20 protein-coding genes and 1 tRNA gene are annotated in these 20,783 nt (G+C 67.6%); 8 read left to right on the top strand and 13 right to left on the bottom strand.

The genetic code is table 11. The features are described from left to right. Positions 1–34: 34 nt before the first annotated feature. The 3 genes from A5775_RS05395 to A5775_RS05385 all read right to left on the bottom strand — a co-directional run bounded on the left by A5775_RS05395 (position 35) and on the right by A5775_RS05385 (position 3,342). The gene (locus A5775_RS05395; protein ID WP_067248668.1) at positions 35–1,060 is read right to left on the bottom strand and encodes an NAD(P)H-dependent glycerol-3-phosphate dehydrogenase; all 1,026 of its coding nucleotides are present in this window, start codon (positions 1,058–1,060) and stop codon (positions 35–37) included. A gap of 59 nt (positions 1,061–1,119) precedes the next feature. Continuing rightward, on the bottom strand, positions 1,120–2,631 hold the full coding sequence (locus A5775_RS05390) for an NAD(P)/FAD-dependent oxidoreductase (RefSeq protein WP_067248665.1): 1,512 nt from the start codon (positions 2,629–2,631) through the stop codon (positions 1,120–1,122). A 219-nt stretch (positions 2,632–2,850) separates the two neighbouring features. After that, a complete protein-coding gene (locus A5775_RS05385) occupies positions 2,851–3,342 on the bottom strand; it encodes a YajQ family cyclic di-GMP-binding protein (protein ID WP_067248662.1) in 492 nt (163 codons plus the stop codon). A gap of 69 nt (positions 3,343–3,411) precedes the next feature. Between A5775_RS05385 and A5775_RS05380 the strand changes: the two genes are divergently transcribed. Next, positions 3,412–3,495 (top strand) — tRNA-Tyr (locus tag A5775_RS05380). A gap of 317 nt (positions 3,496–3,812) precedes the next feature. Next, positions 3,813–4,022: a hypothetical protein gene (locus tag A5775_RS05375; RefSeq protein WP_067248659.1), complete on the top strand. Its 210-nt coding sequence runs from the start codon at positions 3,813–3,815 to the stop codon at positions 4,020–4,022. A 121-nt stretch (positions 4,023–4,143) separates the two neighbouring features. On the opposite strand, the gene A5775_RS05370 is transcribed toward A5775_RS05375, so the two are convergent. The 3 genes from A5775_RS05370 to A5775_RS05360 form a co-directional block, all read right to left on the bottom strand. Next, positions 4,144–5,472, bottom strand: a complete 1,329-nt coding sequence (locus A5775_RS05370; protein ID WP_067249010.1) for a hypothetical protein — start codon at positions 5,470–5,472, stop codon at positions 4,144–4,146. Positions 5,473–5,740: 268 nt separating this feature from the next. Beyond that, positions 5,741–6,970, bottom strand: a complete 1,230-nt coding sequence (locus tag A5775_RS05365) for a cytochrome P450 (RefSeq protein WP_067248656.1) — start codon at positions 6,968–6,970, stop codon at positions 5,741–5,743. 174 nt (positions 6,971–7,144) lie between these two features. Continuing rightward, a complete protein-coding gene (locus A5775_RS05360) occupies positions 7,145–8,032 on the bottom strand; it encodes an NYN domain-containing protein (protein WP_067248651.1) in 888 nt (295 codons plus the stop codon). Between the two features lie 79 nt (positions 8,033–8,111). Between A5775_RS05360 and A5775_RS05355 the strand changes: the two genes are divergently transcribed. Beyond that, a complete protein-coding gene (locus A5775_RS05355) occupies positions 8,112–8,981 on the top strand; it encodes an alpha/beta fold hydrolase (RefSeq protein WP_067248647.1) in 870 nt (289 codons plus the stop codon). A gap of 59 nt (positions 8,982–9,040) precedes the next feature. Continuing rightward, on the top strand, positions 9,041–10,408 hold the full coding sequence (locus A5775_RS05350; RefSeq protein WP_067249004.1) for a cytochrome P450: 1,368 nt from the start codon (positions 9,041–9,043) through the stop codon (positions 10,406–10,408). Here the strand turns inward: A5775_RS05350 and A5775_RS05345 are convergent, their stop codons facing one another. The 3 genes from A5775_RS05345 to A5775_RS05335 are packed head-to-tail and all read right to left on the bottom strand — an operon-like array spanning position 10,409 to position 12,287. After that, positions 10,409–11,587 (bottom strand): FAD-binding domain, encoded by a 1,179-nt coding sequence (locus A5775_RS05345; protein ID WP_067249001.1) that lies wholly within the window; start codon positions 11,585–11,587, stop codon positions 10,409–10,411. Positions 11,588–11,595: 8 nt separating this feature from the next. Next, positions 11,596–11,961 (bottom strand): STAS/SEC14 domain-containing protein, encoded by a 366-nt coding sequence (locus A5775_RS05340; RefSeq protein WP_067248643.1) that lies wholly within the window; start codon positions 11,959–11,961, stop codon positions 11,596–11,598. Beyond that, complete coding sequence (locus A5775_RS05335) at positions 11,958–12,287, bottom strand: hypothetical protein (protein ID WP_067248640.1); 330 nt, start codon at positions 12,285–12,287, stop codon at positions 11,958–11,960. The genes A5775_RS05340 and A5775_RS05335 overlap by 4 nt, the downstream gene beginning before the upstream one ends. A gap of 61 nt (positions 12,288–12,348) precedes the next feature. Between A5775_RS05335 and A5775_RS05330 the strand changes: the two genes are divergently transcribed. After that, on the top strand, positions 12,349–12,756 hold the full coding sequence (locus tag A5775_RS05330) for a helix-turn-helix domain-containing protein (RefSeq protein ID WP_067248638.1): 408 nt from the start codon (positions 12,349–12,351) through the stop codon (positions 12,754–12,756). Here A5775_RS05330 and A5775_RS05325 read toward each other — a convergent pair. After that, complete coding sequence (locus A5775_RS05325; protein WP_067248634.1) at positions 12,753–14,018, bottom strand: cytochrome P450; 1,266 nt, start codon at positions 14,016–14,018, stop codon at positions 12,753–12,755. The genes A5775_RS05330 and A5775_RS05325 overlap by 4 nt on opposite strands. A 94-nt stretch (positions 14,019–14,112) precedes the next feature. Then, positions 14,113–16,323, bottom strand: coding sequence for an FUSC family protein (locus A5775_RS05320; RefSeq protein WP_067248997.1), 2,211 nt, complete (start codon positions 16,321–16,323; stop codon positions 14,113–14,115). Positions 16,324–16,472: 149 nt separating this feature from the next. On the opposite strand from A5775_RS05320, the gene galT reads away from it, so the two are divergent. From galT to A5775_RS05305, 3 genes are all read left to right on the top strand, one after another. Then, entirely contained in the window at positions 16,473–17,576 is a 1,104-nt protein-coding gene (gene galT / locus A5775_RS05315; protein ID WP_197512360.1) for a galactose-1-phosphate uridylyltransferase, read from the top strand. Further along, positions 17,573–18,664 carry a galactokinase gene (locus A5775_RS05310; RefSeq protein WP_067248628.1) on the top strand — a complete coding sequence of 364 codons (1,092 nt, stop codon included), beginning with the start codon at positions 17,573–17,575 and terminating at the stop codon, positions 18,662–18,664. The genes galT and A5775_RS05310 overlap by 4 nt, the downstream gene beginning before the upstream one ends. Before the next feature lie 203 nt (positions 18,665–18,867). Further along, positions 18,868–19,569, top strand: coding sequence for a PAS and ANTAR domain-containing protein (locus A5775_RS05305; protein ID WP_067248625.1), 702 nt, complete (start codon positions 18,868–18,870; stop codon positions 19,567–19,569). A 4-nt stretch (positions 19,570–19,573) separates the two neighbouring features. Here A5775_RS05305 and A5775_RS05300 read toward each other — a convergent pair whose 3' ends face one another. Next, positions 19,574–20,059, bottom strand: coding sequence for a hypothetical protein (locus A5775_RS05300; RefSeq protein WP_067248622.1), 486 nt, complete (start codon positions 20,057–20,059; stop codon positions 19,574–19,576). A gap of 40 nt (positions 20,060–20,099) precedes the next feature. Continuing rightward, positions 20,100–20,780 carry an LpqN/LpqT family lipoprotein gene (locus A5775_RS05295; protein WP_067248619.1) on the bottom strand — a complete coding sequence of 227 codons (681 nt, stop codon included), beginning with the start codon at positions 20,778–20,780 and terminating at the stop codon, positions 20,100–20,102. Positions 20,781–20,783: the final 3 nt, after the last annotated feature.

Below are 20,783 nucleotides of genomic sequence, written 5' to 3'. Positions count from 1 at the left end.
AAGATTTGAATTTGGCCAGCGGGGGACGCCCAGGTCAGAAGCCCGAGCCGTGCACCTCGTGACCGGGAACCTCGGCGATCAGGCCGCGGTAGGCCTCCTCGACGGACGAATTGTGGTTGATCACGGCGTCGACCTCACGGGCCACGGGCATGGTGAGGCCGAACTCGTTGGCAAACTCCATGATCACGCTGGCGGCTTTGACGCCCTCGGCGACCTGGTTCATCGAGGCGATGATCTCGTCGATCGGCTTGCCCGCCCCCAGTTGTTCACCGACGTGGCGGTTACGGCTGCGCTGGCTGGTACAGGTGACGATGAGGTCGCCCAGTCCGGCCAGCCCCGGGAAGGTGTCGGGATGCCCGCCCACCGCGACGCCCAGCTTGGTCATTTCGCGCAGTGCGCGGGCGATCACCAGCGCGCGGGTGTTTTCGCCGATGCCCAGCGAGTACCCCATGCCGACCGCGATGGCGAACACGTTCTTCAACGCCCCGGCCATTTCCGCCCCGATGACGTCGTCGGTGGTGTACACGCGAAAGCGCCGGGTACGGAACAGTCCGGACAGCCGCGTCGCCAGATGCTGGTCGGGCATGGCCAGCACCGCGGCGGCGGCGTAGCCCTCGGCCACCTCGCGCGCGATGTTCGGTCCGGCCAGGATGCCCGCGGGGTGCCCGGGCAGCACCTCCTCGACGATCTGGGACATCCGCATGTTGGTGCCCTGCTCGAGCCCTTTGACCAGTGACACCACCGGCACCCACGGCCGCAGCTCCTTTGCCAGTTCGGTGAGCACCCCGCGGAAGCCGTGCGAGGGCACGCCCATGACGACGACGTCGGCCGAGTTCGCCGCCTCCGCGAAGTCGGTGGTGGCGCGCAGTGTGTCGCTCAGGATGACGTCGTTGCCGAGGTAGCGGCTGTTGCGGTGGTTGTCGTTGATGTCGGTGGCGGTCTCCTCGGAGCGCACCCACTGCAGCGTCGGCCCGCGGCGCGCGCAGATTGAGGCCACGGTGGTGCCCCAGGAACCGCCACCGAGGACAACGACTTTGGGCTCGCGCTTGTCAGATGCCATGGCGATCAGCGTATTGCCGACATCTGAGTTTTAGAAGCAGTTCACGAACTCCGCTGCTCCTAGCCCGCCAGGGGTTCGCGGTCGGCGGCCCGGCCGAACACCATCGCCTCTTCGATGCGGTCGAAGCGGTAGTCGATCGCGTCGGCGAGATAGTTCTGCCGCACGTTCCACGGCCGTTTGGTGCCCGACTTCGGCAGCGCGTGTACCGAACGCAGCACGTAGCCGGCGTTGATGTCCCACGACGGCTTCTCGGTCATCGGCTCGTTGCCGCGGTGCGGGGCGGCGTGCGTGTAGCCGTGAGACCTCATGTGTTCCAAGAGTTTTGCCGTCGCCCGGGCGGTGATGTCGGCTCGCAGCGTCCATGACGCGTTGGTGTAGCCCACACACCAGAAAAGGTTCGGCACGTCTTCGAGCATGTGCGCTTTGTAGACGAAGCGGTCGCTGGTCTTGATCTCGTTGCCGTCCAGACTGATTGTGGTGCCGCCGAGGGCCTGCAGCTGCAGGCCGGTGGCGGTGACGATGACGTCGGCGTCGAGGTGCCCGCCGGATTTGAGCGCAATACCGGTCGCGTCGAAATGGTCGATGTGGTCGGTGACCACGTCGGCGCGTCCGGCGCTGATGGCCTCGTACAGGTCGGCGTCGGGGATCAGGCACATCCGCTGGTCCCACGGGTTGTAGCTGGGCTTGAAGTGGGTGTCGACGTCGTAGCCGGCCGGCAGGCTGTTGATCGCCTTGCGCCGCAACAGCCATCGCACGAGCCCCGGCGCCTTGCGGGATAACGCGAAGAACACCGCCTCGGTCAGCGCGCTGTACATGCGGACGACGAGATGAGCGGGCTTGCGGGGCAGCAACTTTCGAGAGACGGAGGCGACGGTGCCGTACTTGGACGCCGAGATGAGATAGGTGGGTGAGCGCTGCAGCATGGTCACCTGGGCCGCGCGCTCCGACAGCGACGGCAGCAGCGTCACCGCGGTCGCTCCGCTACCGATCACCACGACCTTCTTGCCGGCGTAATCCAGGTCCTCGGGCCAGTGCTGGGGGTGGACCACCGTGCCCTTGAACTCTTCGATGCCCGGGAAGTCGGGCGTATAGCCCTCGTCGTAGTTGTAGTAGCCGCTGCCGAAGAACAGGAAGCGGCCGCGGTAGAGCTTGCGCGCCCCGTCCTGCTCGACGGTGACCGTCCAGGTGTCGGTCGAGGAATCCCAGTCCGCCGAGCGCACGTAGCTGTTGAACCGGATGTGGCCCTCGATGCCGTACTTGCGCGCGGTGGCGCTCAGGTACTCGCGGATGTGCACACCGTCGGCCACGCCCTCTTTGCGGGTCCACGGCTCGAACGGGAAGGACAGCGTGAAGATGCTGCTGTCGGAGCGCACCCCCGGGTAGCGGAACAGGTCCCAGGTCCCGCCGATCTGCGCGCGCCGCTCCAGGACGGTGTACGTCAGTTGCGGATTGCGTTCGGTGATCCGATAGGCCGCGTCGATACCGGAGATGCCGGCGCCGACGATGATGACGTCGGAGTAGTCGGCCTCGGTCTCGTCGTGGCCGGCGGCCTCCTGGGGAGTCACGGTCATCGTGAACCTCGCTCAAATTGTGGGACTCGTCACTAGCGTAGAGACCCACCGGTTGGTCGGGCTAGTAACCGGCCAAACCGGGTCGCATTGCGCGGGCGGGGGCTCGCATTGGGCCGCGGCTCGCATTTGGACCGCGACTCGCATTTGGACCGCGAGCGTAACCTCACGGCGAAAAAGTGCGCCGGAAATCGCAGTGCCGTTACGCTCGCGCCCCGAGAATCACCGGTAGTTGACGAACTGCAGCGCCACGTCCAGGTCGGCCTGCTTCAGCATCGCCTGGACTGCCTGCAAATCGTCGCGCTTTTTGCTGGTGACCCGGATTTCGTCGCCCTGGATTTGAGTCTTGACGGACTTGGGACCGTCATCGCGGATCAGCTTGGTGATCTTCTTGGCGTTCTCACTGCTGATGCCTTGCTTCAGCGACCCGCTGACCTTGTAGGACTTGCCCGAGGCCTGGGGCTCGCCGGCGTCGAAGGCCTTCATGGAGATGTCGCGGCGGATCAGCTTCTCCTTGAAGACGTCGACGGCCGCCTTGACGCGTTCCTCGGTGGACGACGTCAGCTCGATGGCCTCGTCGCCCTTCCAGGCGATCGTGGTGTCGGTGCCGCGGAAGTCGAACCGGGTGGCCAGCTCCTTGGCGGCCTGGTTGAGCGCGTTATCGACCTCTTGGCGATCCACTTTGCTGACGATGTCGAACGATGAGTCCGCCATGCATTCCGTCCCTTCATCAGGTGATAGGCGTTTGTGCTTTGTCTACTCGCTCGTTGTAACCTGTCTGGCGGCAGGTTGCCCGAGCGGCCAATGGGAGCGGACTGTAAATCCGTCGCGAAAGCTTCACAGGTTCGAATCCTGTACCTGCCACCACAGTTTTTCAGATCGATGGCCTCTTGGTTCCGGGGAGGATGCCGGCCGCCTGGCCGCACCCTCCCGCCTGACGGTTGCAGGCCCGCAAGTGTCTGCAACCCCTAAGATTCGGTTTGCTCGGCGCAGCCGCGTGGCGCGCCGCCGCTTGCCCCGCTGAGCGACGCTGGCCGGGCGACCGGCCGGTAGGCCAGGGCCGCCGGTGCCGTTGTGCGACACGTGCGCAATTTCTACAAACCAATTGTAAAAATTTGCGCCGCACCGGTGTGGCGGGTGCCGCGGCGGGTACTGCTGTGAGAGCGCGATTTCTAGGGGGCGACATGTCTATCAGTCCCGCCACCATCTCAGTACTCCGCGAGTGCCGCAGCGCACTGACGACAGCGCGCGAATCGGCCCTCTCCGCGCAGACCGGCCTGGCCGGCGTCCGCAAGGCCCGCGCCGCCGAGCTGGCCGAGAAGATCGCCGATGCCATCGCTTTCGCCGACCGGCTTTTCTTCGTCGTCCAATCCGACCAACGCGCCGGACAGTGACGTACGAGCATTGAACGCCAAGCAGGCACCCTCCCGGTTCGACTCCTCCAACCCATCGGCCGGGAGGGTGTCCTATGGTGCGGCGACTGGTCCGGCTTCCCCACGTCCTCGCATCCGAAGGTCAGAACCAGGGTCCGGGGTAGTGGCCGTCCTGGTCTTGCACCATGACGATCTCCTTGCATTCGCCATTGGCCGACGGCGCGGTCTCGCCGCGGCACACCAGCGTCCATCCGGAGATCCGCTCGAACGGGCGTACCGACCAGCTGGAGGCGACGGGATCCGTTGCGGGCAGCGCGATTACCGAGAATGTCCCGCCGGCGCCGGTGAGGTAGAGGTGGTCCTCGAAGAACGCCAGCTTGGAAATCGACAGCTTCTTGGCGTCGTCCCGGTTCTTCAGGAAATCCCACCGTTGGTCGCGTAGGTTCCACACGCCGAACCCGAATGAGGAGTTGTCCGAATTGTGGCCGTCGACCAACAGTTTCCCGCCGGACAATGACGCGGTCAGCCCGCTGCCGGAAACCCGATCGGAATCGCCGATCTTGATGATGGACTTCGCGTTGAGGTCGTAGAACATGGTCGACACCGCCGGGGGATTGGACGAATCCCTGCGGGTGAGCTTCACCAATGTATTTGGGCCGTCGGTTAATTCGTCGTCCACGGATTGCACGTCGTTGTCCTGATAGATCGCTTCCCCGGTCGGGCGGCGCAGCTCGGCTCCCGAGGCCCTACCGGGATCGGTGTTGCGTTGAAACGCCAGCACGTCCTGCCATACCCGGGCGGGCTGGGGGTCGTCCCACATGATCGCCAGGTCGGCGCCGGAGAGGACCGCGGTTCGGGGTGGGGACGCGGCGGCGCGACCGTCGGTGAAGGCGTTCACCCACGCCACACCCGAGGAGGTCGAGGCCAGCCCCCATTCCTTCGGCGCAGTCAACTTCAGACCCGGGGACGGCGGCTGCAGTTCTTTGCTGGCCACCTGCCGGCCCGAGGCCCAGTCGTAGGAATATGCGGTGGTCTTCGAGAGTTCGGGCGCTGGGGCCTGCGCCGGCTTGACCGTGGTGACCACGTACACGACCTTCATGTCGGCGGCGCCGCCGGTCAGCGCGCACATCGCGCCGGTGAGGTTCTCGCCGGCGGGAACGGTGGGGACGGCGGGCGCAATGTACTGCCCCGTCTTCGGGTCGAAGATCTTCGGCCGGATGTCGTCGAGCGCGGACTTGCCCGCCGAAAAGGTCTGCGGGCAACCGAAATACGCGGTGCCGCCATAGCTTTTCCAATCCTTTTCCAGCGGTCCCGTGATCGGGGCGGGCGCCGCGGCCGCGCGGGTGCTGGTTTTCGAAGCCGACGTCGACGCGGTGGGGGTCAGCGGGGGCGCCGACACGGTTTCCGAACACGACGCCAGGACCAGGCAGGCGGTCGACGCGACGACGGCGCGCCCCCAGGCTGCACCCATCGAAACCCCCATGACGTTCGTGTGACCACAGGAGCGTAAAGCCGCCCCGATGCCACCGCGACTTGGCGGAGGACTAACGATTGCCGCGGCCTGGCCGCATTGGCGGTGTGAAGCCGTGGCGTTTGGTGTGAAGCTCCGGCTTTCGGTGTGAAGCTACGGCGGCCGCGCTCGGCGTGTCGACACCCTGTGCGCACAGTCAAAGCCGTGGATTCACACTCGACGCCCAGAGCACACTCGACGCCCAGAGCGCACACTCAACGCCGGAGGACTAGCTGTCGAACTCCAGGGGCAGGCTCAGCGGGCCGCTCAGGGTTCCCATCGGCTTCCATGGCGCCGGCCCGGCGATGCGCGGATTGAGCAGGCGGCCGGTCAAGACGGTCAGCGCCTCGGCGATCTCGCGCCTGGCCAGGTTGGCGCCGAGGCAGTAATGCGCGCCGCCCCCGAACGTCAGGATGGGCGGGGCGCCCTCGCGGGTGATGTCGACGCGTTCCGGGTCGTCGTAGACCGCGGGGTCGCGGTTCGCCGCGCCGGTGTTCACCAGGACCATCGTGCCGGCGGGGAACACGTAGCCGTCGACGTCGGCGTCCTCGGCCACCAGCCGCAGCGTTCCGCACACGATCGGCGAGTGACGCATGGTCTCCTCGACGGCACGCATCGCCAATTCCGGCCGCGCGCGCAACAGCTCCCACTGCTGCCGGTGCTGGCACAGCAGGTGCACCGACGCGGCGACCTGGTTGCGGGTGGTGTCCGTCCCCGCCAGCAGCAGCCCCCCGGCGAGCATGCGCAGTTCGGCCGCGTTGAGACGGTCGCCCTCATCCTCGGCGCGGATCAAATCGGACAGCAGGTCGTCGGTCAGGCTGTGCCGGCGGCGGGCGACCATCTCGTCGACGTAGGCGTCGAGCTGGCGCCACGCGCGCATCACGACGGGCTCGACCTCGGTCAGGTCGACGGTGAAGCTGAAGGCCTTGAAAACGTCGTCCGCCCACAGTGAGAACTGTTGCCAATCCTCGCGCGGCGCCCCGAGCAGCGCGCAGATGATCGGCACGGGATACGGGCGGGCGATGTCGGTGACGATGTCACAGCGCCCGGCGTCGGCCACCTGATCGACCAGGTCGTTCAGCACGCCGACCATGGTGTCGTGCAGGCGCAGGGTGGCCTTCGGCGTGAACGCCTTGGAGGTCAGGCTCCGCAGCCGGTGGTGCTCGTCGCCCTCGAGGCACAGCAGGCTGTTGACCACCTTGTCCCACAGCGGGCCCGAAGTGATGCCCTGGACAAGGAGATTCAGGCCGGGCGGGATCTGGAATCGCGTATCCCGCAGAACGGACCGGACCATGTGGTAGCCGAGCACCTCGGGGCCGTGCGGTCCCAGCGCGACGGGTGCGTGCCGCTGCGCCTCCCGCAGGCGCGGATAGATCTCCGCGGGAGTTTCGTCGTCGCGGTAGCACAGGGTGGGCAGATCGGCATCGAAAACGCTTGGGGGAGCGGCACCGACGGTCATGACGGTCTCCTCATCGATCCCCCACCACCTGCGGACGACTTTCAGACAATGTATGGCCACCGCGGGGGGCTGTCAACGACATCGGCTGACAACCCGTGCGGCGAACCGTGCGGGTGTGGAAAACGCCATACATCGAAGAGAAAATGCATTGCGGCGGGATGCACGCCGCACTGCTCAATCGTGTGCGCGCAGCCGCACCATCCGTGTCGTCGAGGTCTCGTCCAACTCGACGACATCGGACCGCGAACGCAGAAAGTCGCTGAATGACCGGAAACCCAAAGACCTTTCGCTGAACGACGGGTCCATGCGCCTCATCTGTGCCTTCACCGCGGAGTTGTGCAGCCAGTCGACGTCGTCTTTCTCCAAGCCGATCTGCAGCGCGCGGATCAGCAGCGCGGTGGCGGCGGCTTGCGCGTCGGGCGGCTCCGGCTCCTCGGGCTGGGCCGCCTTGGCGCGCCCGCCGCGCCGCTTCGGGGGGTCCGCCTCGGCCGGCGCCGCCTCGCGGTCGACCACCGGAACCCCCGGCAGTGCGTCGTACACGACGAACTCCTCGCAGGCCGCCGCCAACGCCCGGCTCGATGCCCCCGCCACCCCGATGCCCACCACGTACCGGCCGAGCCTCTTGCAGCGCTGGGCCAGCGGGATGTAGTCGGAGTCGCCGGCCACGATCACCACGTGGGTCAGGTCGGGCAGTCGGAACATGTCCTCGACCGCGTCGACGGCCAACCGGATGTCGGCGCCGTTCTTGCCGTAGGCCGCCGCGGGGAACAACTGCACCAGGTCGACCGCGCGGGCCACCAACTGTCCGCGGTACCCGGCGTTGATGTCCGCCGACCAGTCCGCGTAGGCGCGGGTGAGGACCAGGGTCCCGAACGACGACGCGAAGTCGAGGATCGCGCCGACGTCGACCGTCGCCCGGGCCAGGTGCTCGGAATACTGCTCGAGGCCCTTGGCTTTGTCCTTCTGAAACGAGTTTCGCCCGTGAATCTGGTCGTAGCGGGAGATCACGATGTTGTCGAAGTCGAGGTAGACGGCCACGCGGGCCGCAACCGGTTCGGTCATGCACTAGATCATTGCTCAACCGGCGGGCATTTGCCGCGACCCCGGTCGTGAGCAGGACCAAAGCGGGTACACAGCCCCCATGAGTGACATGAAATTTCTCGAGCTACATGGCGATCGCATCGCCTACCGCGACGAGGGGGAGGGCGAGGTGCTGCTGCTCATCCACGGCATGGCAGGCAGTTCGGGCACCTGGCGGTCGGTCATACCGGCGTTGTCGAAGAGGTTCCGGGTCATCGCGCCCGACCTGCTCGGTCACGGCGAGTCGGCGAAGCCCCGCACGGACTACTCGCTGGGCGCGTTCGCCGTGTGGCTGCGCGATTTCCTCGACCAACTCGGCGTCAGCCAGGCCACCGTGGTCGGTCATTCGCTCGGCGGTGGGGTCGCGATGCAGTTCGTCTATCAGCACCCCGACTACGCCAAGCGGTTGATCCTGATCAGCAGCGGCGGGCTCGGTCCCGATGTGGGATGGGTGCTGCGGCTGCTCGCGGCCCCCGGAGCGGAACTGGTGCTGCCGATCATCGCGCCGCCGCCCGTGCTGTCCGCCGGCAACAAGCTCAGGTCCTGGTTGAGAAGCGCGGGCATCCAGTCGCCGCGCGGGGCCGAGCTGTGGAGCGCCTACTCGTCGTTGTCCGATGGCCAGACGCGGCAGTCATTCCTGCGAACGCTCAGGTCGGTGGTCGACTACCGAGGCCAGGCGGTCAGCGCGCTCAACAGGCTCTCGCTGCGTGAGGACTTGCCGGTCATGGCGATCTGGGGAGAGCGCGACGGCATCATCCCCGTCGACCACGCGTATGCCGCACATAAGGCTCGTACCGACGCCAGGCTCGAAATTCTGCCCGACGTGGGTCATTTCGCGCAGGTGGAAGCGCCGAACCAGGTGGTGGAGCTGATCGAGGACTTCATCGCCACCGAGCACCGCGATGCGGAGACCACCCGGCTGCCCTTGTGATTCAGGTGCCCGGCGACGCAACCCCGCTTTATGCGCGCGCCGGTCGTAAAATTGTGGCGATGCGCAAAGCAGCGCCCGCATTTCCGCCGGGGCCCCGGCTGCCCCGGGCGGTACAGGCCGCTTTGATGCTGCACAGCGGGTCGCACTTCGTCGCCGCCTGCCGTCGCCGTTATGGCAGCGTGTTCACGCTGCGGGTCGCCTCGATCGGCACGCTCGTGTATCTGGCCGACCCCGCCGACATCAAGACGGTATTCGCCGGCGACCCGCGTGTCTTCCACGCCGGTGAGGCCAATTCGATTCTGGGCGGTTTGCTCGGCGAGAGCTCCCTGCTGGTGATCGACGAAGACGTCCACCGCGATCGGCGGCGTCTGATGGTGCCGCCGTTTCATCGGGACGCCGTCGCACGCCAAGCCGGACTGATGGCCGAGATCGCCGCGGCGAAGATCGCACAGTGGCCGGTGGGCACGAGCTTCGCGGCCGCGCCCAGGATGTCGGAAATCACCCTCGAGGTGATCCTGCGGACGGTCATCGGCGCCTCGGACCCGGCCCGGCTTGCCGCGCTGCGTGCGATCATGCCCCGGCTGCTCACCGTCGGCCCGTGGACGACGCTGGCACTGGCGAAGCCGGACCTGCAGCGCTATCTCCCGTGGCGGGGGCTGCGTCGGCGAATCGCCGAAGCCGACCGTCTGCTCTACGCAGAGATCGCCGAGCGCCGCGCGGACCCAAACTTGGCCGACCGCACCGACGTGCTGGCGATGCTGGTCCGCGCCGACATCGGCGGGGACACGATGTCCGACCGTGAGCTGCGAGACCAGCTGATGACGCTGCTGGTGGCCGGGCACGACACCACCGCCAACGGGTTGTCCTGGGCGCTCGAACGGTTGACCCGCCATCCGGCCGTACTGGCCAAGGCCGTGGCCGCCGCCGAGGCCAGCGCCGCGGGCGATCCGGCCGGCGACGAATATCTCGACGCGCTGGCGAAGGAAACGCTGCGGATCCGTCCGGTGGTGTTCGACGTGGGGCGGATCCTCACCGAACCGGCCGACGTCGCCGGATACCGGCTGCCGGCCGGGGTGACGGTGGCACCCGGAATAGGGCTGGTGCACACGAGCGCCGCGGTGTACCCGGACCCGCACCGGTTCGACCCGGACCGCATGCTGGGCGCCACGCTGAGCCCGACGACCTGGTTCCCGTTCGGCGGCGGCAACCGGCGCTGTCTGGGCGCCGGATTCGCCATGGTCGAGATGCGCGTGGTGCTCCGCGAGATCCTTCGCCGGACCGAATTGAGCACCACCACGGCGGCCGATGAACACCAAAGGCTCAAATTCGTCGTCCTGGTGCCGCATCGGGGCGCTCGCATCCGGGTGCGGGCGATCCGGGAGCTCCCCGCCGCCACGCCCGCGGCCACGCGGACGCCGGCACGGTAGTCAGATGCCGTAGTCGGGCAGCTCGAAGTCGTCGCGCACGTCGCCCGCGAGGAGCGTCGCCATCGGGGCGAAATTCATGGTGCGGATGGCCATGTTGCGCACCCACAGACCGAATCGGGTCCGGGTGGCGAAGAAACCGATGAACCGCGCCGCGCCGGCTTGCTTGCTTTCGATGAAGGGACGCAGCCGCGTCTCGTAGGCGTCGAACGCGCGGCGATGGTCACCCCCGGCCCGCGCGAGCTCGCCGGCCAGCACGTAGGCCTCGGTGATGGCCAGGCCGGTGCCCTCGCCGCCGAGCAGCGAAATGCATCCGGCCGCATCGCCGACGAGTAGCACTCGCCCCCGCGACCAGCGGTTCATGTGGATCTGGCTCACGACATCGAAGTACAGGTCGTCGACACCGGCGGGGCCATCGTCAAGCGCGGCCAGCATGGTGTTGGCTTCCCAGCCGCAGTCACCGAACATGTTGCGTAGCTGCTCTTTTGGTGGCACGCCGGCGCCGTCGTGTTCGGCGCGGAAGATGAACAAGAACGTGGTCCGGTCGCCGCGCAGCGCGAAACGCGCCAATTGCCGCCCCGGTGCCGCATAGGTGACGTAGGCCAGTTCGTCGCGCGGCCGGTAACCGTCGACCACGCAGGCCGCCACCTTGCAGCCCAGATAGCGCTCGAATTGTCGCTCGGGCCCGAAGACCAGACGGCGCACGGTGGAATGCAGCCCGTCGGCGCCGATCACCAGGTCGAAATTGCGCGCGGCGCCCCTGTCGAAGCCGAGTCGAACACCGTCGTCGCGCTCGTCGACGGAGGCGATGCTGTCGCCGAAGACCGTTTCGACCTTGCCCTCGAGGGTGGCGTAGATCGCGGCGGCCAGGTCGCCGCGCGCCAAGCTGGTGAAGTCGTCGCCGAGCAGGCGGCGAAAGACGTTGACGTCCACGTCCGCCTTGACCTCGCCGCGCGACCCGACCGAACGGAGCCGTTCCATGTCGTAGCCGGCGGCCCGGATCGGTCCTTCGATGCCCATCCGCTTGGCCACCTGGTAGCCGACGCCCCAGAAGTCGATCATGTAACCGCCGGTGCGGAATTGCGGCGCCTGCTCGATCAGCGTCGGCGTGTGGCCGCTGCGATGCAACCAGTGGGCAAGCGACGCCCCGGCCACTCCAGCACCGCTGATGGCGATTCTCATGGTGGCCTCTACGTTCGCACCCACTCCCATGCGGCGTCTAGGCGTTCACGGTCGAACGTTCGCAACTCGCCGCTCATCAGCAACGCGGCGGCGACGTTGACGCACCATTGTTCCCAGCGTGGTGCGCCGACCACGGCCACCCTGCGAAAGTCGTTGCGGTGCCTGATATCGAAAAGGGTGTTGACCCACGCCGCGCGCAGGGTCCATCCATCGAAGGGCTCGTCGATGAAGAACAGCACGTTCAACGTGCCGAACTGGTCGAGCAAGGTTCGCACCGCGGGCACGAGCACGTCGCGGTAATCGCTGGTGGTCAGCTTGTTCTTCGCCCGCAGTCCCAACACGTCGCCGTCGCTCTCGCGCATGACGTCGATCACGACTGGACTCCCGGTTGGGTGTAGGGCGAAAGCAGATCGTCGGCGATAGTGCCCAAATCGGCTGGGGCGTCGATGATCACAACAAATGCGTCGTCGTCTGCCTCGGTGCTGAACCGAAGAAACGGGCAGCACTCCCGCTCCCGACGAATTAGTTCCCGCGCCAGCGCGGCCGCTGCCGGCCGGTACCGGAGCCGGACGCGGTGACCGTCGCGCTGATAGGTCTGCAGGGCCGTCGCGTTGAGCTGTTTTATCCACGCAATCCGCGCCGCGTGGTCGGACACCGGGAGGGCACAAGCGGCCGGTATGGATCGATCGTCGGTGGACATGACTCCAGGATCGGACTTCACGTGGGTTGAGGGTCAAGGCAGCACGGGAGACCATGGGCATATGGCTCTCAAAATCGGCGAGCTTGCCGATGCAACCGGGACGACGGCACCGGCGATTCGCTACTACGAACAAATCGGTCTGCTGCCCCGCCCGCGACGGGTTGGCGGTCAGCGTCGCTATGAAGACGACGATGTGCGCCGGGTGACGTTCATTCGACGCTGCCGCGACCTTGACTTCTCGGTCGAGCAGGTCCGCGGCCTCGTCGAACTCACACGTGATCGCGACCGTTCGTGCCTGCAGGCCCGTGACTTGGCGGAGCTGCATCTGACGGCGGTGCGGGCAAAGATCGCGGACTTGCGCATGCTCGAAAGCCACATCGCCGAGCTGATCGCGACCTCGAAGGTCGAGTGCGGCGGCGGGCCCGCCGCGGAGTGCGTGGTGTTGAACGGGCTGTCGCGTCCCGTTTAAGCGCCTCGATTGACCGGGCAGGCGCCCAGGTAATCGACGTGCCAGTGCTTGATGCCGTTGATGAACGACGATCGCAGGCGCTGCGGGTTCTCCAGCGGGGCCAGGTCGGGCAGCCGATCGGCGAGGGCATTGAACATGAGGTCGATCGTCATGCGGGCCAGGTTGGCGCCAATGCAATAGTGCGCTCCGGTGCCGCCGAAACCGACATGCGGGTTGGGGCTGCGCAGGATGTCGAAGGTGAACGGGTCGTCGAAGACCTCTTCGTCGAAGTTGGCCGAGCGGTAGAACAACACCACCCGCTGGCCCTTCGTGATGGCCACGCCACCGAGTTCGGTGTCCTCGCGCGCGGTGCGCTGAAACGCCGTGATCGGTGTGGCCCAACGGATTATCTCGTCGGCCGTGGTCTTGGGTCGCTGCGCCTTGAACAACTCCCACTGGTCCGGATGGTCGGTGAAGGCCATCATTCCCTGGGTGATCGAGTTGCGCGTCGTCTCGTTTCCGGCGACGGCCAGCGTGACCACGAACATGCCGAACTCGGCCTCCGAGAGGCGCTGACCGTCGGCATCGGCCCGGATCAGCGTGGTGACGATGTCTGGATTTTCTGACCCGGGCTCCTCGGCCTTGCGCGCCGCCAATTGCATGGCGTACCACATCAATTCGCCCGCCGAGGTCAGCGCGTCGTTGCCGGCGAACTCCGGGTCGTTACTGCCGATCATGTTGTTCGTCCAGTCGAACAGCTTGTCGTAGTCCTCGTGCGGCACGCCGAGCAGCGCGGAAATGGCCTGCAGCGGCAACTCGCAGGCCACCTGGCGGACGAAGTCGCCCGACCCCGCGGCCGCCGCGTCGGTAACGATGCGCCGCGCGCGCTCGGAGAGTTCGGCGCGCAGCCGCTCGACCGCGCGCGGCGTGAAGGCCCGCGAGACGATCTTGCGCAGCCGGGTGTGCTCGGGATCGTCCATCATGATCATCGACGCCCGGCCGGCCTCAATCTGCCCGGCCGCCAAGTCTTCCCGGTAACGCGGGACGATCGACTTCGCGGCCGACGAGAACACGTCGCTGCGCAGCGAGACGTCGCGAATGTCGCGGTGCTTGGTCACCACCCAGTAGCCGCCATCACCGAATCCGCCCTGCCCCGGCGCCTGCTCGTTCCACCAGACCGGTTCGGTGGCGCGCAATTCGGCGAACTCCTGCACCGGCAATCGGTGGGCATAGATGTCGGGATCGGTGAAATCAAAACCCGGCGGAAGGTTCGGTGGGGCCATGGGATTGCTCCTCGGCTGTGGCTACGGACCTCGACGGTTAGCACAATGGTAGCCGCGTGCGTGCGCGATCGGTAGCAAACCGGGGCGCCGCGCGTCAGCGCGGGGCGAGGCCGGCGGTCTGGACGCGTTCGCGCCCACCGAGATTGGTGGCGGCGGTGATGATGGCCCGCTCGATCTGGCGAAGGGCGTGCACCGCGGTGAGGAATCGCCGGGTGTCGGGCCGTGGTTGCCCGCCCTGACCGTCGCCGTCGCGTTGCCGGGCCAGGGTTTCGGCGGCGTCGAGGTCGTCGGCCGCCGAGAGCAGGGTCGGTGCGTGACCACCATCGATGGCCTCCTGCAACGCCTCGATGTTGCGTCGCGTCTGGGCGGCGGCCGCCGAAAAGGCCTGGGCGAGCGGCGGTGAACCGACCGGGTCCTGATACTGCTCGCTGCTGCGCGCCAGGCTGCGGCCGTACTGGTCGCACGCGGTGAAGATCCGCAAGGCGCGGCGGATGCTGCGTCGGCCCGCGAGCCCGGCGACGCCCGCCAGGTGTGGCTTGGCGGTGACCCGGAACTGCTGCAGATCCCGGTCGACCCGGCGCGCCAGTTCGGACGGGCTGGCGCCCTCGTCCTCACCGAACATGGTCGCGGTGCAGACCTCGATCAGCGCCGACAGGCTCGTCAGGAAGGCGCGGGTGTCGGTGCGGATCGCGGTTCGGGTGTTCGTCGGCAACACCACGATGGCCACGGTCGCTCCGATGACGGCACCGATCGCGGTCTCTTCGATCCGCAGCATCAGCACGCCGAAGGAGAACTGCCCGAGCAGGCCGTACAGCAGCGCCAGCATCGTGGTGATCCAGAAGGTCATCAGGCTGTAGGTGACCGTCATGAAGTAGAAGGCGCAGAACAGGCACGCGAAGATTCCGGCGAGCGCGGCCGCTTGGTGGCCGGTCAGCAGCGTGGCCACCAGCACGCCGGCGGGCACGCCGAGCAGCGTGCCGAGCAGGCGCTGCCAGCCCTTGGTCAGGGTTTCGCCCCAGGAGTTGGTGCCGGCGAAAATGACGAACGCGGCGATCACCGCCCAATACCAGCGGGCCGGCGAGACCAGCTCCCCGGCGACGATGGCCAGCGATGCGGCGACGGAGACCTGGATGGCTTGCCGGGTGGTCGGCAGCAGCCCGCCGGGGTGGTCTTCTCCGGGCGTCTCCTCCGGCGCGGCGCGCTCCGCAGTCGGTGGGCGCTCGCCGTCGGCGTCGTCGAGGGGGGCGCCGGCGGCCATGCGGTCGACGATCGCCCGCACGTCGGACGTGGCCCCCGCGGCGTTGATGATCGCCAGGGCGAGGCGGCGGACGGCGGTGGCGCCCGGGTCCTCATCGGCCGCCGCGGCGCCGCGCCGCTCGTTTAGCAGCCGTTGCGCGTCGCCGGCGGCGCGGCGCAGCCCTTCGGGTTCGGGCAGGCGGATCGCCCGCGCCAGCTGGGACAGCGCGTCCACGAGCGCCACCCGGGTGGGGGCGGGGATGGCTTCCGGGTCCTCGCCCACCACGACGGCGGCACGGCGGCCGGCGGTGGCGACCCATTCGATGGCCAGCTCGGCGTCCAGCAGCCACGGCGCCAGCTGCTCGGCGGTGACGCCGGGCCACACCGTGCCCGGATCGGCGTTGTCCTCGATCTGGCTTTGCACCTGCAGGGCGGTCTCGTTGAGCCGGACGGTGCGCGCCCGCATGCGGCGCCGCCGCCGTTCGTCGAGGCGGCCCGTCCGCACCACTTCGGCGGTGGTGTCGACGACGATCGCCATCCGCGCCCGCAGCGAGCGGATGGTGGCGCGCAGCACCCGCTCGGGCCGGTCGGGCAGCACGTAGGTGGTCATCACGTAGGTGCACACCGCGCCCACCGCGACCGCGCCGATCATCCAGGGCAGCTCCGAGACTCGGGCCCGCAGATACAGGGTGAAGAAGTACGACATGAACGCGACCATCCCCAGGGCCCTGCCGCGCGCCCCGAAGCGGCGGATGTAGGCCGCGGTGAACACGATCACCACGAAGACGGCATCGCTGGCCACCACGTGCGGCGCCAGCAGCGCGGCGGCGGTGATGGCCACCGCGGCGGGGACGGGCAACAGCGCCATGGTGATTCGTTGCCGGCGGGGGTCGGGCTCGTTCACGGATCGCGACGCGACCATGGTGATGACGACGCCCAGCAGTGCGACCGTCAGGGGTTGTCCCGTGGCCCTGGTGAGGACGAAGAGGACCAGCAGGGAAAGGCCGAGCGCGGCCGTCGTCCGAGTCGCCATCCGCAGCCGGAGCAAGCCAGGATCGGAGCCGATCACCCAGTTGCGGGCGCGATCGTAGCCAGCAAAGATCGGGGACCCCCTCGTCTCCGCGAGCAGCCGCGGAATCGCACTGTCAGGCCGGCTCGCGTGCGGCTCGGTGTCTGCTCGCTGCCGGGACATACCTGACCAAGCTAGTCTTCGACATCGTGACTCCGCCGACGCGCGCGAAGCTGGCTGACGGTCGTGACCTGCTGTTCTTCTCGCTGCCCGGGCATCATCCGGCGCCGGTCGCGGATCGCCGGCCGCTGCCGGCGCGCGCCACCGGGGCCGCTGCGCCCTCGGGGCAGTCGCAGTTGCGGTTCGACCGAACCACCGGGCAGTGGGTGATCATCGCCGCGCTGCGCCAGGACCGCACCTACAAGCCGCCGCCGGAGGCCTGCCCGCTGTGTCCGGGTCCGACCGGGCTGACCAGTGAGGTACCCGCCCCCGACTACGACGTGGTCGTCTTCGAGAACCGCTTTCCCAGCCTGTCCGGCGCCGCGATGCCGCTTCCCGACCCCGGCGACGTCGACGGCTTCGTGTCCGCCGCGGCGCATGGCCGCTGCGAGGTGATCTGCTTTTCGGCCGACCACACCGGGTCCTTCGCCGAGTTGGAGCCTGCGCACGCGCGGCTGGTGGTCGAGGCGTGGCGGCACCGCACGGCCGACCTGCTGGACACACCGGGCATCGAGCAGGTGTTCTGCTTCGAGAACCGCGGCGAGGAAATCGGGGTCACGCTGACCCATCCGCACGGTCAGATCTACGGCTATCCCTATCTGACGCCGCGCACGGCCGCCATGCTGGAACAGGCTCGCACACACCGAAAACGCCACGGCAGCAACCTGTTCGGTGATCTGCTGGCCCGCGAGGTCGCCGACGGCAGTCGCATCGTCGCGCGTAATGATTTGTTCACCGCGTTCGTGCCGTTCGCGGCGCGCTGGCCGGTCGAGGTGCACATCTATCCGAACAGGTTCGTGCCCAACGTGATAGGCCTCGACGAGGACGAAGTGGATGGGTTCGTGGCTGTCTATCTCGACGTGCTGAAGCGTTTCGACCGGATGTATTCCGCACCGCTGCCCTACATTTCGGCGGTGCACCAGTATTCCGGCACCGGAGCTCAGGCGGAGGGATACTTCCACATCGAATTGATGTCCATCCGGCGCAGCGCCACCAAGCTCAAGTACCTGGCGGCCTCCGAATCGGCGATGGACGCCTTCATCAGTGACGTCACCCCCGAAAGCGTGGCCGAGCGGTTACGGGAACTGCAGTGACGGTGCGCTATGGCGCGCCGGGGCGGATCAACCTGATCGGCGAGCACACCGACTACAACCTGGGTTTCTCGCTGCCGATCGCGTTGCCGCAGCGCACCGTGGCGACCTTCACACCCGGCCCCGGCGACGCGATCACGGTGGCCAGTGACCGCGCCGATGTTCCGGTACGCATCCCGATCACCACCGCTCCGGGGGAGGTGACCGGCTGGGCGGCCTATGTCGCCGGGGTGATGTGGGCGCTGCGCCGGGGGGGCCATCCGGTGCCCGGCGGCGTGATGTCGATCAGCAGCGACGTAGAAATGGGTTCGGGCCTGTCGTCCTCGGCGGCGTTGGAATGCGCGGTGCTGGGCGCGATCGCCTCGGCCGCCGGTGTGCGCATCGACCTCAAAGAGCGGGCGCGGCTCGCCCAGCGGGCGGAAAACGAATATGTCGGTGCGCCAACGGGTTTGCTCGACCAGCTCGCCTCGCTGTTCGGCCGGCCGGCGAGCGCGGTGCTGATCGACTTCGCCGACCTCGCCGTCACACCGGTGGCATTCGACCCCGACGCCGCCGGCGTCGCCCTGTTGCTGATCGACTCCCGGGAGCGCCACAGTCATGCGGGCGGCGACTATGCGGCCAGGCGCCGGTCGTGCGAGCGGGCGGCCGCCGATCTGGGCGCGTCGTCACTGCGTGAGGTCGGGGACCGCGGGACCGCCGACCTGGCGGCGGTAAGGGACCCGGTCGACGCCCGTCGCGCCCGCCACGTGCTCACCGAAAACCAGCGTGTCATCGATTGCGTCACGGCGCTGAATGATTCGGACTATGCCGAAGCCGGGCGGATCTTCACCGCCTCACACGCCTCCATGCGTGAGGACTTCGACATCACCACCGAACGCATCGACCTGATCGCGGATGTCGCGGTGCGCGCGGGCGCGCTGGGCGCGCGGATGACCGGCGGCGGATTCGGCGGCTGTGTGATCGCGCTGGTGCCCATCGAGCGCACCGGGCTGGTCGGCGAAGCGGTGCGGCAGTCCGTGGTCGACGCCGGCTTCGAACAACCCGTCGTCACCCGCACCCGCGCGGCCGCGGGCGCGGGCCCGTGCGAGTGAGCGGAGCCCAAACTTACTCGTCCGGCAATTTTCTTTATTCCGCGGTGACCACCGGTCAGAAACTGTAATCTCACCGCCATGGGGGTAGCAGCTCACTCCTGCACATGCAGTGCCAGTTTTCCCGCGCGGGCATCGGCGATCCACGCGAGATCGCCGCTGCTTTCTGCCGCCAGTCCGATTGCTCTCGACGTGAAACATCCGCCATGGCTTGGGAATTAGACCGCCAGGCGGCAGCGATCGAGCGCGGTTTGGCCGGCGACGTACCGCAGTGCGCGGGCTGGTTCCGCTTCTACTTCGAGGGCCGGCGCTGGGTGTGGTCCGACCAGGTCCAGCGCATGCACGGCTACCAACCCGGCACCGTGACACCCACCACCGAGCTAGTGCTGTCGCACAAGCATCCGGCCGACCGCCCCCAGGTGGTCGAGATCATCAACGACATGATCAGGCGTCGTCAGGCGTTCAGCACGCGGCACCGCATCGTGGACACCCGCGGGCTCATCCACCATGTCCTCGTGGTGGGCGACCGATTCTGCGACGACAACGACGAGGTCGTCGGAACCCACGGCTTCTACATCGAAGTCACACCGGCGCCCACCCGCACCCGCGAGGAATCCATCACCGCCAAGGTCTCCGAGATCGTCCGGCGCCGCGGCGTGATCGACCGCACCAAGGGGATGCTGATGCTGATCTACGGCATCGACGAGGACGCTGCGTTCACCATGCTCAAAACGCTGTCCCAATCGGGAAACCTGAAGCTCGGGTCGCTCGCCCAGCGAATCGCCGAAGACTTCACCGCGCTGGGCAAGGAAGTCATCACCGCGCGTTCGCGATTCGACCGGTGCCTGCGCGCCGCGCACCTGGGTGCGCCCGGCGGCGATCGCCATCCCGGCGACACCGCCGGCTGAGCGGCTATTGCGCCGCGCTCAGCCGGACCGCGCCCAGGTGGAGCCGGTCGACCGCCTCGGCGAACTCGTCGCGCGTCGGTATGCGGTGATCGCGGAATTTCAATCCGATCATGCGCTGCGCGCGCGCCAGGCCATAGGACTGCGCAGCGCGCAACAAGAGATCCGAAACCATGGCCCGGTCGCGGATGAGCTCGCCGCGCATCGCCGTCGTCTTACCGCCGTACACGACGTCGACGGGGGCGCCATCGCGGAAGTTCTGCTTCCATGGCGCACCGGTCAGTGCGTAAAGCTGACCATCAATCAGGTGCGCGCTCAACGGAATTGAATACGGGCGCCCCGTCCTGCGGCCGGTGAAACTCAACACCATGAATTGCTTGCGCGCGGCCCCGGCGAAGGGGCTGCCCAGCAGAAACCCCATCACCGGGTTGATGAGACGCATTAGCGCCGACGGTGGATGCCCGGCATCGACCGCATATGACTGCTCTGTGATGCGTTTACCGTAGGGCCAATTCGGCTCGGCGGACCACCTCTCAGCCGGTGATGGTGGTCTGGGCGTCGATGACGCTCGCCGCTTCGATCAGCGGGCCTTGATCGCCCTCCAGGCCATCGGCGCTGAGCCGCAGCACATAGACCGCCCCCTGGCTGGGGATCACCACCGTCTTCTGGGCGATGACGCGGGTTTTGCCGCCCTTCTCGTACGTGCCCCCCAACTGCCAGGCCTGGAAACCGCCGAGCGTGGACGCGGAACCATCACCGCCGCCTTGGAATCCCGGCAGGTTCTGCACCTCGCCCGGGGCGTATTGGAGGACCTTGGCCGGATCGACGCTCCCGGTGAGCTTGGAGAACAACGACGAGATGGTGGGCGGATCGGAGGGATTGGCGGGGTGGCTTTGCACGATGCTGCCCCAGGAGGTGCCCGAGTCCTGGTTGGGCTGCCAGCCCGTGGGCACCGGCAGGTCGACGCTCGGCCCGGGATCGCCGTGGCGGACGGGTGTCTGGGAGATGTTGTTGTCCTTGACGTAGTCGGCGACGGTGTACTTGGCTTTCGCCGCCGGTGCCCCGCCGGTCTGCGACGAGGTCGTCGACGAGGTCTGCGACGAGGTGGTAGTCGTGGACGTCGGCGTTTTGTCACCGGATTTGTGGTCGTTGCCGCAACCGGCGAGCGCCAAACTCAGCGCCAAGGAAATGGTTGCTAGAGTCAAATATTTCATTAA

The organism is Mycobacterium sp. 852002-10029_SCH5224772 (genome assembly GCF_001667315.1).
GTDB lineage: Bacteria > Actinomycetota > Actinomycetes > Mycobacteriales > Mycobacteriaceae > Mycobacterium.
This window is presented reverse-complemented; position numbering and strand designations above follow the sequence as displayed.

What these genes read in the sequence shown, in the direction of transcription:
- A5775_RS05395 (WP_067248668.1), bottom strand. Translation starts at nt 1,060, where the DNA reads ATGGCATCTGACAAGCGCGAGCCCAAAGTCGTTGTCCTCGGTGGCGGT.
- A5775_RS05390 (WP_067248665.1), bottom strand. Translation starts at nt 2,631, where the DNA reads ATGACCGTGACTCCCCAGGAGGCCGCCGGCCACGACGAGACCGAGGCC.
- A5775_RS05385 (WP_067248662.1), bottom strand. Translation starts at nt 3,342, where the DNA reads ATGGCGGACTCATCGTTCGACATCGTCAGCAAAGTGGATCGCCAAGAG.
- A5775_RS05375 (WP_067248659.1), top strand. Translation starts at nt 3,813, where the DNA reads ATGTCTATCAGTCCCGCCACCATCTCAGTACTCCGCGAGTGCCGCAGC.
- A5775_RS05370 (WP_067249010.1), bottom strand. Translation starts at nt 5,472, where the DNA reads ATGGGTGCAGCCTGGGGGCGCGCCGTCGTCGCGTCGACCGCCTGCCTG.
- A5775_RS05365 (WP_067248656.1), bottom strand. Translation starts at nt 6,970, where the DNA reads ATGACCGTCGGTGCCGCTCCCCCAAGCGTTTTCGATGCCGATCTGCCC.
- A5775_RS05360 (WP_067248651.1), bottom strand. Translation starts at nt 8,032, where the DNA reads ATGACCGAACCGGTTGCGGCCCGCGTGGCCGTCTACCTCGACTTCGAC.
- A5775_RS05355 (WP_067248647.1), top strand. Translation starts at nt 8,112, where the DNA reads ATGAGTGACATGAAATTTCTCGAGCTACATGGCGATCGCATCGCCTAC.
- A5775_RS05350 (WP_067249004.1), top strand. Translation starts at nt 9,041, where the DNA reads ATGCGCAAAGCAGCGCCCGCATTTCCGCCGGGGCCCCGGCTGCCCCGG.
- A5775_RS05345 (WP_067249001.1), bottom strand. Translation starts at nt 11,587, where the DNA reads ATGAGAATCGCCATCAGCGGTGCTGGAGTGGCCGGGGCGTCGCTTGCC.
- A5775_RS05335 (WP_067248640.1), bottom strand. Translation starts at nt 12,287, where the DNA reads ATGTCCACCGACGATCGATCCATACCGGCCGCTTGTGCCCTCCCGGTG.
- A5775_RS05330 (WP_067248638.1), top strand. Translation starts at nt 12,349, where the DNA reads ATGGCTCTCAAAATCGGCGAGCTTGCCGATGCAACCGGGACGACGGCA.
- A5775_RS05325 (WP_067248634.1), bottom strand. Translation starts at nt 14,018, where the DNA reads ATGGCCCCACCGAACCTTCCGCCGGGTTTTGATTTCACCGATCCCGAC.
- A5775_RS05305 (WP_067248625.1), top strand. Translation starts at nt 18,868, where the DNA reads ATGGCTTGGGAATTAGACCGCCAGGCGGCAGCGATCGAGCGCGGTTTG.
- A5775_RS05295 (WP_067248619.1), bottom strand. Translation starts at nt 20,780, where the DNA reads ATGAAATATTTGACTCTAGCAACCATTTCCTTGGCGCTGAGTTTGGCG.